Annotated in this window: 12 protein-coding genes; 4 read left to right on the plus strand and 8 right to left on the minus strand. The window is 63.1% G+C overall.

What is annotated here, in order from left to right; all coding sequences use genetic code 11:
* Positions 1-40 precede the first annotated feature (40 nt).
* The gene (locus HK439_RS07965; RefSeq protein ID WP_209011640.1) at positions 41-1,417 is read right to left on the minus strand and encodes a glutamine synthetase family protein; all 1,377 of its coding nucleotides are present in this window, start codon (positions 1,415-1,417) and stop codon (positions 41-43) included.
* A gap of 151 nt (positions 1,418-1,568) precedes the next feature.
* On the opposite strand from HK439_RS07965, the gene HK439_RS07970 reads away from it, so the two are divergent.
* The 3 genes from HK439_RS07970 to HK439_RS07980 all read left to right on the plus strand — a co-directional run bounded on the left by HK439_RS07970 (position 1,569) and on the right by HK439_RS07980 (position 5,292).
* Positions 1,569-2,264 carry a GntR family transcriptional regulator gene (locus HK439_RS07970; protein WP_190290864.1) on the plus strand — a complete coding sequence of 232 codons (696 nt, stop codon included), beginning with the start codon at positions 1,569-1,571 and terminating at the stop codon, positions 2,262-2,264.
* Between the two features lie 184 nt (positions 2,265-2,448).
* A complete protein-coding gene (locus tag HK439_RS07975; RefSeq protein ID WP_419247577.1) occupies positions 2,449-3,852 on the plus strand; it encodes a glutamine synthetase family protein in 1,404 nt (467 codons plus the stop codon).
* Between the two features lie 48 nt (positions 3,853-3,900).
* Positions 3,901-5,292: an aspartate aminotransferase family protein gene (locus HK439_RS07980; protein WP_190290865.1), complete on the plus strand. Its 1,392-nt coding sequence runs from the start codon at positions 3,901-3,903 to the stop codon at positions 5,290-5,292.
* A gap of 295 nt (positions 5,293-5,587) precedes the next feature.
* Here the strand turns inward: HK439_RS07980 and HK439_RS07985 are convergent, their stop codons facing one another.
* From HK439_RS07985 to cysG, 7 genes are all read right to left on the minus strand, one after another.
* Positions 5,588-6,340 carry an SDR family oxidoreductase gene (locus HK439_RS07985; protein WP_190290866.1) on the minus strand — a complete coding sequence of 251 codons (753 nt, stop codon included), beginning with the start codon at positions 6,338-6,340 and terminating at the stop codon, positions 5,588-5,590.
* A 56-nt stretch (positions 6,341-6,396) separates the two neighbouring features.
* Complete coding sequence (locus tag HK439_RS07990; protein ID WP_190290867.1) at positions 6,397-7,020, minus strand: NUDIX domain-containing protein; 624 nt, start codon at positions 7,018-7,020, stop codon at positions 6,397-6,399.
* A gap of 61 nt (positions 7,021-7,081) precedes the next feature.
* Complete coding sequence (locus tag HK439_RS07995; RefSeq protein WP_190290868.1) at positions 7,082-7,615, minus strand: DUF934 domain-containing protein; 534 nt, start codon at positions 7,613-7,615, stop codon at positions 7,082-7,084.
* A 20-nt stretch (positions 7,616-7,635) separates the two neighbouring features.
* Positions 7,636-8,397 carry a phosphoadenylyl-sulfate reductase gene (locus HK439_RS08000; RefSeq protein WP_190290869.1) on the minus strand — a complete coding sequence of 254 codons (762 nt, stop codon included), beginning with the start codon at positions 8,395-8,397 and terminating at the stop codon, positions 7,636-7,638.
* Positions 8,384-10,042, minus strand: coding sequence for a nitrite/sulfite reductase (locus HK439_RS08005; RefSeq protein WP_190290870.1), 1,659 nt, complete (start codon positions 10,040-10,042; stop codon positions 8,384-8,386). Before HK439_RS08005 ends, HK439_RS08000 begins: the two co-directional genes overlap by 14 nt.
* A gap of 50 nt (positions 10,043-10,092) precedes the next feature.
* On the minus strand, positions 10,093-10,392 hold the full coding sequence (locus HK439_RS08010) for a DUF2849 domain-containing protein (RefSeq protein ID WP_190290871.1): 300 nt from the start codon (positions 10,390-10,392) through the stop codon (positions 10,093-10,095).
* A gap of 13 nt (positions 10,393-10,405) precedes the next feature.
* Complete coding sequence (cysG, locus tag HK439_RS08015) at positions 10,406-11,851, minus strand: siroheme synthase CysG (protein ID WP_190290872.1); 1,446 nt, start codon at positions 11,849-11,851, stop codon at positions 10,406-10,408.
* Positions 11,852-12,066: 215 nt separating this feature from the next.
* Here cysG and HK439_RS08020 point away from each other — a divergent pair, with 215 nt between their 5' ends.
* Positions 12,067-13,167 (plus strand): hypothetical protein, encoded by a 1,101-nt coding sequence (locus tag HK439_RS08020; RefSeq protein ID WP_190290873.1) that lies wholly within the window; start codon positions 12,067-12,069, stop codon positions 13,165-13,167.
* Positions 13,168-13,210: the final 43 nt, after the last annotated feature.

The following is a 13,210-nucleotide window of genomic DNA, read 5'->3' on the forward strand; positions in this document are numbered from 1 at the left end:
ATCCGCAGACATGCCGTTTTTTGTCCAGAGGCATGTCTGACTAAAGATACGTCTGGCGTTCCAGCGGCGAAATTTCGCGGCCGAACTCGTTCAATTCTTCCCTTTTGATTTCCGTCAGGACCTTGTGCATCTCCGGTCCGACCGCTTCCTTCATCCGTTCGGACGCCTCGAAGGCGTCGATGGCCTCGTCCATCCACGGCGTCAGGCGCTTGTGTTTCTTTTCATAGGCATTGCCGGTCACCGCCGGCGGCGGGGCGACCTCGGCCTTGAGCCCTTCCAGCATGCCCGCCAGAATTCCGGTCAGGACCAGGTAGGGATTGGCATCGGCGCCGGCGATCCGGTGCTCCACCCGCGCGGCTTCCGGGCTGCTGGCGGGAACCCGCAGGGCGACGGAGCGGTTGTCGTAGCCCCAGCAGATCGACGTCGGCGCATAGGAGCCGGGCTGCATCCGGCGGAACCCGTTGAAGGTCGATGTGAACAGCAACAGGGCTTCCGGCATGGTTTCGAGCAGGCCGTTGATCGCATAGCCCAGCCGGTCCGCCCCCTTGTCCGGGCAGGCGAACAGGTTGCCGTCCCTGTTTTCCATCGAGACATGAACGTGCATGCCGTTGCCCGGCCATTCCACGAACGGCTTGGCCATGAAGGAGGCCTTCAATTCATGCTTACGGGCGACCCCGGCCACGAGGCGGCGCAGCAGCACGGCATCGTCGGCGGCCAGAAGCGGATCCCTGCGGTGATGCAGATTGAGCTCGAACTGTCCGGGAGCAGCCTCCGACACCGCCGCATCGGCGGGAATGCCCTGCAGATCGGCCGCCCGGCGCAGATCGTCGACTACCGGCAGCAGCGCTTCCAGGTCCGACAGGGCGTACATGTTCTGCCGGGCCGGGCCGCGGTGGGTGGAAAACAGCGGCTTCGGCTGCTCGGTCCAGTCGCCCTCGCTTTCCTCAAACAGATAGAATTCCAGCTCGTAGGCGCAGGTCGCAGTGACGCCGAAATCGGCCAGCTTGTCGACCATGCGTTTCAGAACATGGCGCGGGTCGGCAAGGAAGGGCGCCCCGTCCCGGTCGTACATGGACAAGAGAACCTGCGCGGTCTTGCGCTCCGCCCAGGGCACAAGCTTCAGGGTCTCGGGGATCGGCCAGCAGACCCCGTCCTTGTCACCGGTCTCCAGATGCATGCCGGTCGATTCCACCTCCCGGCCCCAGACATCGAGACCGTAAAGGGAAAACGGAAAGGCGACGCCGTCGTCGAAAACTTTTCTGACCGCCTGACCGGGCAGCCATTTGCCGCGCAGAACCCCGTTCGTGTCGGGAAGGACGACTTCCACCGTGTCCAGATCCGGGTGCTCGGCAAGGAACGCATTGACGCCGGCTTTCCAGCCGGGTTCCGCCGGGTGCTCCAGCACTTGGTGGGGCATTTCTACCATTCAGGCACGCGTATCCTTTTCAGTCGGGCCATTTGCGCTTTGTCTAAAAATGTGATCACTTTCGAGGAGGCCTGTCAAGGCCGCAGTCCTGAGGCGACTGTGCAATTTCGCGCCACGGCGTGACGAAAAAGAGGACACCGCATTGGGCCAGGAGGTCAGAACCAGCACTCCGACAGGCAGTTCCGCACCCCGTTCCGGACGGGGCGCCACCCGCGATCAGGTCGACCGTGCGGTCCGCACGGCGCTGCTGACGGGACGGTTCATTCCGGGCAAGGCCGTGACCTTGCGCGGGCTCGCCCAGGATCTGGGCGTCAGCCCCATGCCGGTGCGCGAGGTGCTGCAACGCCTGGCCGCCGAAAACGCCCTGATCGTGCGCCCCAACGGCCGGGTCCAGGTTCCGGAGATGACCGCGGCCCGCTTCGACGAAATCCTCAAGGCGCGACTGCTGCTTGAGCCCGAACTGGCTGAAATGGCCTTGCCTTACCTGACGCGCCGCGACGCAAAGTCGCTGGAAGAAATCGATCTGGAGATCGACGCATCGATCGGAACCGGCGATGCGGAAGCCTATATGCGGCTCAACCATCTGTTCCATTTCCGGATCTATTCCGCCTCGCCGTCGGAGATCCTGCTGCCGCTCGCCGAAAGCCTCTGGCTCCAGTTCGCCCCGTTCATGCGCATGGTTTACGGCCGGGTGGGCACGGCCAATCTGATCGACTGGCACAAGGAGGCGACCAAGGCGATACGGGACCAGGACGCCGCGGCCCTGCGCATGGCGATTGCCAGCGATATCAAGGAGGGTATGGGCATCCTCGGGCGGGACGGTCTGACGTCCGAATAAGTCCCTTTCTTTCACCACATGTGATCTTGTCCATTGACTTGTGGATTTTGTGATCACAAAATAATCAAAACGCAGAAAGATCAGACCGGTGCCAAATTCGCGGACCGGCAGGTATAAGCTGACGCGGTCGCCGGAGCGGTTCCGTCCGCTTCCAATTCCTGCGCTTAAAACCCTGGAGCCTGATGTGAGCAACGAGACCAACGATCCCGAAATCTCCAACAATGACAGCCTGCGCGGCGTCGGCGACATGGAGGCGGCTCGCACCTGGCTGCGGCAACGCAACATCCAGGACATCGAATGCGTCGTCCCGGATCTCGCCGGCGTCGCCCGCGGCAAGATGATGCCGTCGGAGAAGTTCTTCTCCGGTTCGGTCATGACCATGCCCGCGTCGATCTTCGCCCAGACGATTTCAGGCAGCTATCCGGAAGACGACGAGCGCTTTCAGCACAATCCGATCGACGGCGACCTTTATTTCCGGCCGGACTACGCGACCCTGACCTCTGTACCGTGGGAAACGGACCCGACCGCGCAGCTCATTCACGACGCCTACACGCGCGAAGGCGCGCCGGTGGAAACCGCCCCGCGCAACGTGCTGAAGCGTGTTCTGAAGCTCTACACCGACAAGGGCTGGGAGCCGGTGGTCGCTCCGGAAATCGAGTTCTACCTGGTCAAGCCCAATGCCGACCCGGACTATCCGCTCGAACCGCCGACGGGTCGCTCCGGGCGCCCGGAAGTCGGCCGCCAGTCCTATTCGATCTCCGCGCTCAACGAATACGACGATCTGATCGACGACATTTACGACCTGTCGGAACAGCAGGGACTTGAGATCGATACGCTCATTCACGAAGAGGGCGCCGCACAGATGGAGATCAACCTCCGTCACGGCAATCCTCTCGAGCTCGCGGACCAGGTGTTCCTGTTCAAACGCACGATCCGCGAGGCGGCGCTACGCCACGACATGTATGCGACCTTCATGTCCAAGCCGATGTCGAGCCAGCCCGGCTCGGCCATGCATATCCATCAGTCGGTGATCGACAAGGAAACGGGCAACAACATCTTCGCCGGCGAGAACAGCGAGGAGACGCCGGAATTCCTCTCCTTCATTGCCGGGCATCAGCAGTATCTGCCCTATGTCACCTGCATCATGGCGCCCTTTGTCAATTCCTACCGGCGCTTCTCCCGCAATTCGACGTCGCCGGTGAATGTCTACTGGGGGTACGACAACCGGACGGTCGGACTGCGCGTGCCCTACTCCGACGCCCAGGCCAGGCGACTTGAAAACCGGGTGCCGGGATCGGATGCCAACCCCTATCTCGCCATCGCGGCTTCGCTTGCCTGCGGCTACCTCGGCATCGTCAAGGGACTGAAACCGGACGCTCCGCAAACCACAAGCTGCAGCCACCTGCTGAAGGCCCTGCCCCGCGGGCTGCCGGAAGCCCTGGCGTTGTTTGAGAACAATCCCGACATCATCGAGATCTTCGGCGAAAAGTTCGTCGCCACCTACCGTGCCATCAAGCATGAAGAGTTCGAAACCTTCATGTCTGTCATCAGTCCCTGGGAGCGGGAATACCTCCTGCTCAACGTCTGATGTGAAACCTTTCAGACCATCACCAGTCTTTCGCCAACGGAGTTATCAATGACGGCTGTATCCAACATCTATCCGACCGCCGCCTTGCGGGCAGCCGATGCTGCGCACCACATCCATCCGTTCACGGATACCAAGGCGCTGAATGCGGAAGGCAGCCGGATCATTACCCATGCGGACGGCGTCTGGCTGACGGATTCAGACGGCAACCGCATCCTCGACGGCATGGCCGGTCTTTGGTGCGTGCAGATCGGTCACGGCCGCCAGGAGGTCGCGGATGCCGTCCATCGCCAGATGAGCGAGCTGTCCTATTACAACACCTTCTTCAAGACGACCCACCCGCCTGCGGTCGCGCTTTCGGAAAAGCTCGCCGAACTCGCACCGGCCCACATAAACCGGGTGTTCTACTGCTCGTCGGGCTCGGAGGCGAACGACACGGTCTTCCGCATGGCCCGCTTCTACTGGGACCAGATGGGCAAGCCGGAGAAAAAGGCCATCATCGGTCGCTGGAACGGCTATCACGGCTCGACGCTGGCGGGCACCAGCCTCGGCGGCATGAAGGCCATGCACGGCCAGGGAGACCTGCCGGTTCCCGGCGTCCACCACATCGACCAGCCCTACTGGTTCGGCGAAGGCGGCGACATGAGCCCGGAAGACTTCGGCATCCAGGTGGCGCGCAAGCTGGCCGAGAAGATCGACGAGATCGGCGAGGACAAGATTGCCGCCTTCATCGCCGAACCGATCCAGGGCGCCGGCGGCGTCATCATCCCGCCGGAAACCTACTGGCCGGAAATCAAGAAGATCCTGGCGGAGCGGGACATCCTGCTGGTCGTCGACGAGGTGATCTGCGGCTTCGGCCGGCTCGGCACCTGGTTCGGTTCCGACTATTACGGCCTTGAACCCGACCTGATGCCGATCGCCAAGGGCCTGACCTCGGGCTATCTGCCCATGGGCGGCGTGCTGGTTTCAGACCGGGTCGCCGAAGGTCTGATCGACAAGGGCGGCGAGTTCTATCACGGCTACACCTATTCCGGTCATCCGGCCTGTGCTGCAGCGGCGCTTGCCAACCTGGAAATCATGCAGCGGGAAAAGCTGGTCGACTATGTCGCCGACGACATCGGTCCCTACCTGCAGAAGCGCTGGACGGCGCTCGGCGACCATCCGCTGGTCGGCGAAGCGCGCATGAAAGGCCTGATGGGTGCGCTGGAACTGGTTCCGGAAAAGGGCAACCGGTCGAAGAAGTTTGCCAATGAGGGAACCGTCGGCACGCTCTGCCGCGACATCTCCTTCAACAACGGCATGGTCATGCGTGCGGTGCGCGACAGCATGATCATTTCCCCGCCGCTGGTCCTTTCCCACGACGAGGCAGATCAACTGGTCGCCATCGCCCGCAAGACGCTGGACGACACCTATGTGGAACTGAAGCGGCAGGGGAAGGTCTGAAGAGGCCGCCTTACCGCACGGTTCCTTCGTGTGAATTGATGACAGCAGTCCCGCCCACTCCCGTCTCCCCCCTTGAGGGGGAGATGTCCGCGCTAGCGGACAGAGGGGGGTGTCAGGCCCTCGGCATAGCAAGCGACGCCGCAGCATGAAGTTTCCGCTGTTACCCCCCTCTGTCACCTTTGGTGACATCTCCCCCTCAAGGGGGGAGACGGGTGCAAGCGGCACATCCGATCTTCCCTAAGAGCCATCAATCTCAGGCGAAACCAAGAATTTTCGCCCTTTTTTCATCGTGCCGTCAGATACACCGGCCGCCGTCGATCTCCAGGGCGACGCCGGTGATGAATTCGGCCTCGTCGGAGGCGAGATAGAGGGCTGCGTTGGCGATGTCTTCCGGCGTCGATAGACGGCCGAGGGGAATGGTCGCCTTGAAGGCCGCACGGCGCTCCGGCGTGTCCTCGCCCATGAAACGGTCCAGCATGGCGGTCTCGCCCGCGACCGGGCACAGCGCATTGACCCGGATCTTCTTCGGCGCCAGTTCGACCGCCATCGACTTGGTGGCGGTGATGGCGAAACCCTTGGAGGCGTTGTACCAGGTGAGCCCCGGCCTCGGCCTGAGCCCGGCGGTCGACGCGGTGTTGATGATCACCCCGCCGCCCTGTTTTTCCATGATCGGCACGACCTGAAGGGTGGCCAGATAGATCGCCTTGGCGTTCACCGCCATGATCTTGTTGAAGTCGTCTTCGCTGACATCGAGCAGGTCGCAATTGCGATGGGTGTAGCCGGCGTTGTTGACGAGGATATCCAGCCGGCCGAAGACATCGGTCGCATCGGTGACCATGGCCGTCACGCCTGCCGTCTTGGTGACATCCGCCGTGACCGCGATTGCCGCACTGCCGATTTCCCGCGCCACCCGCGCCGCCGAACCTTCGTTCAGGTCGGCGACGACGACCTTCGCGCCTTCCGCGGCATACCGCTTGGCGATACCCTCCCCGAAGCCCGAGCCTGCGCCCGTAACGACGGCAACCTTGCCTTCCAGTCTTCCACTCATCGATTTCAATCCTCCCGGTTGGAGCAGACGTTAGTCAATGAGCAGGGCAGGTGCAATCAGACAAAAAGCTCAGGCTCATCCAGCATCAGCCGCAGCACGAGCACGACGGTCTTGGCGTCCTGCAACTCGCCCTTGCGCAGGAGGTCTGCCAGATCCCGGCAGGTGAATTCCAGGATCTCGATATCCTCGCCTTCTTCGGCAACGCCACCGCCGAAACCGCCCCCGAAATCGCTGTTGTCATCGTGATCGTAGTCGGCCAGGAACAGGTCCAGCTTTTCGCCGAGCATTCCGGGGCTGGGAAGGATCGAGCATACAGCCTGCAGGCTGCGCGGCCGGAAACCGAGCTCCTCCTCCATTTCGCGCGCTGCCGCCTCGGCAGCGTTTTCGCCCTGATCGATCAGACCGGCACAGACCTCCAGCGGAAAGCCGTTTTCGTGTTCCACGAGCGGCGGAATCCGGAGCTGCCGCACCAGAAGCACCGTCTTGCGGTTCCTGTCCACCGGAAGGACCGCCACTGCATTGCCGTGATGGTGCAGCTCGCGGGTCAGTCTGCCCGGCGAGCCGTCGAGGCGGGTATAGGCCGCTTCGATCACGTCGACCTTGCAGAACCCGTCATAGACGCGCCGGCGGGACAGGATATCGACTTCTGTTGAGGCGGGTCTTGCCGGCGAATTGCTCATGGGGGGTCTCCCGGATGTTGCAGCGCATTCTACTTGTCACATCCGGGAAATTAAAAGCCAGTTACTCGGCGGCCTGCGCAGCCTCGCGCAGGGAGCGTCGCGCCCACGGACGGGTCCCGGCCGGGATCTCTTCCACCGTGCCGACCGGCTGAAGATAGCGGGTCACTTCCGGCCATTCGCCGCCCTTCAGCGCCTTGACGACCTCAGGCTTCGAAATCTGGAAACTGGAGATGCCGCAGCGGCGCATCAGCGGCACCTGGTCGAGGATATAATCGCCGGTCGCACGGATATCGCCCTTGTAACCGAACTCCTCCCGCAGGATGCGGGCTGCGGAAAATCCGCGGCCGTCGGTGAATTTCGGAAAGGCGACGACCACGAGCGAGATCCTGTCCAGAAAGGGTTGAAGCTCTTCGGCCTTGTCACCCGCGGCAATCAGAATGGCCGTCTGCCTGCCGCCTTTCAGGAATGTCTCCGGCTCCGCCAGGAACCGGCCCAAGGGAACCGTGACATTTCCGTCAGACGGCAGGGCGTCCTCGCCGTCGATGAGGGTCCAGCTTTCCTCGAAAAACGCGCCGTTGGAATAAATGGTGGTCATTTTCTCTTGTTTCCCCAGCATTAGATACCGCTGCCGTCGATTTCGCGGCCATGGGTGGGAAGATGGATCCCGCATTCGGTCTTTTCCTGCCCGCGCCAGCGGCCCGCGCGCGGATCCTCGCCGGGCTTCACCTTGTCGGTGCACGGCAGGCAGCCGATGGAGGGATAGCCCTGGGCGACCAGCGGATGCGGCGGCAGACCATGCGCCCTGGCATAGTCCAGGATCCGGCCGGCTTCCCAGTCCGCGAGCGGATTGACCTTCACCCGGCCGTCATCGGCCTCGAACAGCGCAAGGTTTGCCCGGTTGGAACTCTGAAAGCGCTTGCGGCCCGAAATCCAGGAGGAAAACCCGTCAAGCGCCACATCCAGCGGCAGGACCTTGCGGATGTGGCAGCAGGCGTCCGTGTCGGACATCCAGAGCATGCCGCCCGCGTCCTTCCCGGCAAGGTCCTCAGGATCCGGCTTCTGTGAACGGACGTCGGTCAGGCCCAGCCTGTCGATGAGGTCGTCCCGATAACGCAGCGTGGCCGGAAACAGCTTGCCGGTGTCGATGAAGATTACCGGTGTTGCCGGATCGATTTCGGCGACCATGTGAAGAAGGACCGCCGAGTCGGCGCCGAAACTCGACACCAGGGCGATCTCATCCGGATACTGCTCGCGGATCGCCGCACGCAGCACCGTCTGCGCCTCAGCGCCTTCGTACTGGGCGTTCAGGGCCCGGACTTCTGCGTCAAGCGCCAGTTCCGGATCCACGGCGGATGTCAGGCTGCTAAGCAGTGCCATATAGCGCTTCCTTGAACGGCTCTTCGCCGAGCCGCCTGTAAGTGTCCAGGAATGTCTCGTCCCTGCCGGAGCGCAGCGAGAGATAGGTATCCACCAGCGTCTCGATCGCATCGACCACGGTCTCGGAGGAAAAGCCGCGCCCGACGATCTCGCCGATCGAGGCGTTTTCGTTGGCCGAGCCGCCAAGGGTGATCTGGTAGAATTCCTCACCCTTCTTCTCCAGGCCCAGAATGCCGATGTGGCCGACATGGTGATGGCCGCAGGCGTTGATGCAGCCGGAAATCTTGATCTTCAGATCGCCGATCTCCGCCTGGCGCTCCGCACTGCCGAAGCGCTCGGAAATTTCCTGCGCCACCGGAATGGAACGGGCCGTCGCCAGCGCGCAGTAATCCATGCCCGGGCAGGCGATGATGTCGGTGATCAGGCCGGCATTACCTTCCGCGAGCCCATGCTCGACCAGCCGGTCGAAGAGCGCGGGCAGATCGTCCAGGCGCACATGAGGCAGGATGACGTTCTGCTCGTGGCTGATGCGGATTTCATCGTGACCGTAGCGCTCGGCCAGATCGGCGATCACCTCCATTTGCCGGTCGGAGGCATCGCCCGGGATGCCGCCGATCGGCTTCATGGACACCGTGACGCTGGCATGGCCCGGCACCCGGTGCGGATTGAGGTTATGCGCGACGAACTGGGCGAAGGCCGCGTCCGTTGCCTTGCGCGCTTCGACCGCTTGCGAAGTCGCCGGCAGGACCTCCAGCGGCGGCGGCGCGAAATAAGCCTCGATCCGGCGCACTTCCTCGTCCGGCAGACGCAGGACGCCAAAGCGGATCTTTTCGAATTCCGCCTCGATGTCGGCCTTGAGTTCATCCAGGCCGGTCTCATGGACGAGGATCTTGATGCGCGCCTTGTACTTGTTGTCCCGGCGGCCGTAGCGGTTATAGACCCTGAGGATCGCTTCCGAATAGGCCAGCAGGTCTTCCTCCGGCAGGAAGTCGCGCACCTTGCGGCCGATCATCGGCGTGCGTCCAAGGCCGCCGCCGACAAAGACGGTGAAGCCGATCTCGCCCGCCTCGTTCTGTGCCAGCTGCAGGCCGATGTCATGGACCTGGACGGCGGCACGGTCGTTCGTTGCACCGGTGATGGCGATCTTGAACTTGCGCGGCAGGAAGGAAAACTCCGGGTGCAGCGACGACCACTGGCGCAGAATTTCCGCATAAGGCCGCGGGTCGGCGATTTCGTCGGCGGCGGCACCGGCAAAATGGTCCGCGGTCACGTTGCGGATGCAGTTGCCCGACGTCTGGATCGCGTGCATTTCCACTTCGGCCAGTTCTTCCAGGATAGCCGGCACGTCCGACAGCTTCGGCCAGTTGAACTGGATGTTCTGCCGGGTGGTAAAGTGGCCGTAGCCCTTGTCATAGGTGCGCGCGATATGGGCGAGCTTGCGCATCTGGCGGCTGTTCAGCGTGCCATAGGGTATGGCGACCCGCAGCATGTAGGCGTGAAGCTGCAGATAAAGCCCGTTCATCAGGCGCAGCGGCTTGAACTCTTCTTCGGTCAGTTCGCCGGCCAGACGGCGGCGGACCTGATCGCGAAACTGATCGGTGCGCTGGGTGACGAAACCGTGGTCGAACTCATCGTAACGGTACATGCTTTTCTCCGTTCAGGCGCTGCCGGTTTGCCGGCGCTGCCTCTGGTCAATCAGGCTGTTGCGGCCCGTGTCTGTTTGCCGAGGTCCGGCAGGATGGTCGGGCCTGCCGCGCGGATCCGTTCGCGCAGGCGCTTGGGCGTGATCCGGCCTTCCTCGCTGACGACATCCACATCGTAGGCTTCCACCACCTCGCGATCGGCGATGGACTGTTGAGCGGTCGCCATGGCGGCTGCGACGTCTTCCTTCGTCTCCAGAAGCTTGGCCCGGGCAAGGTCACCGACCCAGTTTTCATCCGCCCCGAGCCAGACGACTTCGCCATCGAGCAGGCGGTTTGCGGTAACGACTTTCATTGCATTCAACTCCTCAGGCGGCGGCTTCGCGCAAAACCGCGGACGCGGCCAGAGGCTCCGCATTCAGGAGCCTCGCGTGTCCGACGGCATCGCCGATGATGATCAGGACCGGACCGCCGACATCGTCGCGGCCGGACAGATGGCTCAGGTCAGACAAGACGCCGGAAAACTGGCGTTCGCCGGCCTGGGCGGCATTTTCGATAAGGACGACCGATGTTGCCGGCTTCATGCCGGCGGAAATCAGCCTTTCCGAGACAGCGGCCGCGACGCTGCGGCCCATGTAGACGGCGACCGTCGCCCCCTTGAGCGCGAGACCCGCCCAGTCCGGCAGGGTTTCGGAACGGGCATTGTGGCCGGTCGCAAAGACCAGCGTGGACGCCACGCCGCGCAGGGTCAGCGGCAGCTGCGCGGAGGCGGCTGCGGCAAAGGCGGCGGTCACGCCAGGGACCACTTCAAAGCCGATACCGGCCTCGTTAAGTGCCGCCATTTCCTCGCCGGCCCGGCCGAAGATCAGCGGATCGCCCGACTTGAGCCGGACAACTTTGCGGCCCTGCCGGGCAAGATCGACCAGAAGCCCGTTCGTTTCAGACTGCGGAACCGAATGGGCGCCCTTGCGCTTGCCCACCGAAATCCGCTCCGCATCCCTGCGTCCCATGGCGACGACCGATGCCGGGACCAGCGCGTCGTAAACGATGACGTCGGCCTCCTGCAGAAGGCGCTGCGCGCGCAGGGTCAGAAGGTCTTCGGCTCCCGGACCGGCCCCGACCAGCCAGACGAAGCCGGTCTCATCCACATGACCGTTCAGCAGGCGCTGGGTTTCAGCCCGCGCCAGATCCTTCCGGCCGGCATGAACGTGGGCCGCGACCGGTCCTGAGAAAAACCGTGCCCAGAACCGGCGGCGTACGGCACCGTCGCGGATGACCCTCGAAACCGTATCGCGAAAGCTTTCCGCCAGCTGCGCGAGATCGCCGGTCGCCCGTGGCAGCATGGCCTCGATCCGCGCCCGGATATGGCGCGCCAGGACCGGCCCGACGCCGGTGGAGGTAATGGCAACGGCGACCGGCGCCCGGTTGACCAGGGCCCCGGTATAAAAATCGCAGAGATCCGGCCGGTCGACCGCATTGACCGGCACGCCTGCCGCCCGCGCGACTTCAACCACCGCCCTGTCGAGCGCTTCATCCTCGCGCGCGGTAAAGACAAGTGCTGCGTCTTCCAGAACTTCAGCCCGGAACTCCTCGCCGACATGTTTTGCGCCAACGCTCTCGATCGCCTGCTGCAGCACCGGCTCCACCTTAAGTGAAACGACCTCGATCCGGGCATTGGTTTCGCCGAGAAGACGGACCTTGGCGGCAGCTTCCGCGCCATGGCCGACGACGATCACCCGTTGCCCCCGGACCTTGAAAAAGGCCGGAAAGACATCGAGGCGCCGTTTCTTCTTTTCGGTGTCGGTCCCGTTCATGGGGCTACTCTCCCGGACAATCGCATCCATGGACTGAATCTAGTCATTCGCGGGCGAAAACGCGGGGCATCGCATTTCAAAGGCGGAGCGCAGCGGGGAAAAGGTTTTCGAAAATCCAAACCCGATCGAAACGATTTCGAGCATATACTGCACAGCGGTAAGATATGCAGACGGAAGGCGGTTTCGCCTTTATCCGCCTTGGGAGACACCGGGGAATGGTACGAAATTCGATTGTCGCTGCGCTGATCGCGGCTCTCTGGAGCGGACTGCTTTCGCTTCCGGCCGAAGCCCGGAGTGTCGAACACTTCCGGCTGGGCGGCTGGCTCGGTGACGCCTATGTCGATGACGCCAACAACCGGTTCAGCTCCTGCGTGGCCTCCGCCCAGTACCGCAGCGGCATCGCCTTGTCCGTTCAGGTCGACGGCAATTACGACTGGTACATCGGTTTTTCCTCCAGCGGCTGGAACATGACCGTCGGCAGGAACATTCCGCTGCAATTCCGCATCGATCGCGGCGCGTGGCAGCAGGGAACCGGAGAGGTCAGAACCGCGACCATGGTGCGCATGCAGATGCCCGTGAGCGGTTACCTGGTGCACCATTTCCGGCGCGGGCGTCTTTTGCAGGTGTTCGACGGCAACAACACCTATGAGTTCCGCCTCACCGGCACCTCGAAGCTGATGGCGCGGCTCGGCCGCTGCGTCAAGATCAACTCCGCCCGCTACGGCCTCGCTCCCGGCTCAGGCCTGAACTCAGGCGCCCCCGCCCCCGGCTCCTCTGCGCCATCGCAACCGGGAGGGGCACAACCGGGCGGCACGCAAAGCGCACCGGCCGGGACGGCTCTTCAGGTCGAAGCGACCCAGGCACTGTTCAATCTGATGACCCAGGCCGGTCTTTCAGGCCTGAAGCTGATCCCGGATCAGGACCGGGAAGACAGCCTGAAAGGACTGCATGCGGTCGCGAAGAAGGACGGACGCACTGTCGTCGTTCATATCTTCGAAAAAGGCGGATATGCCAGCGAACAGGACCTGATGGCGCAAATCATCGCCGATTCCGCCAAGACCTGCGAAGGCAGCTTCCAGTCGGGCACGGAGCAGACGAGCGAATCGGGCAAGGCGCTCTTCACCAGCTATGCCCATTGCACATCGGGCGATACCGATCTGGTGGAACGGGTGGCCATCGTTCCGCGCACCGCCGGCGGGATTTTCGTCTACGGCGTGTCCGATACCTACACGGGAACGGCGGACGGCCCGACCGTATCGCCCCCCGAACTGACGGACCCGGATTTCTACCGGGCGGCCGCGGAAGCGGCGGACTGATGGCAAAGAGAATGCCGGCAGATCATTTGACCCGCCGGCTCTA

Source organism: Roseibium aggregatum, assembly GCF_014692675.1.
Lineage (GTDB): Bacteria > Pseudomonadota > Alphaproteobacteria > Rhizobiales > Stappiaceae > Roseibium > Roseibium aggregatum_C.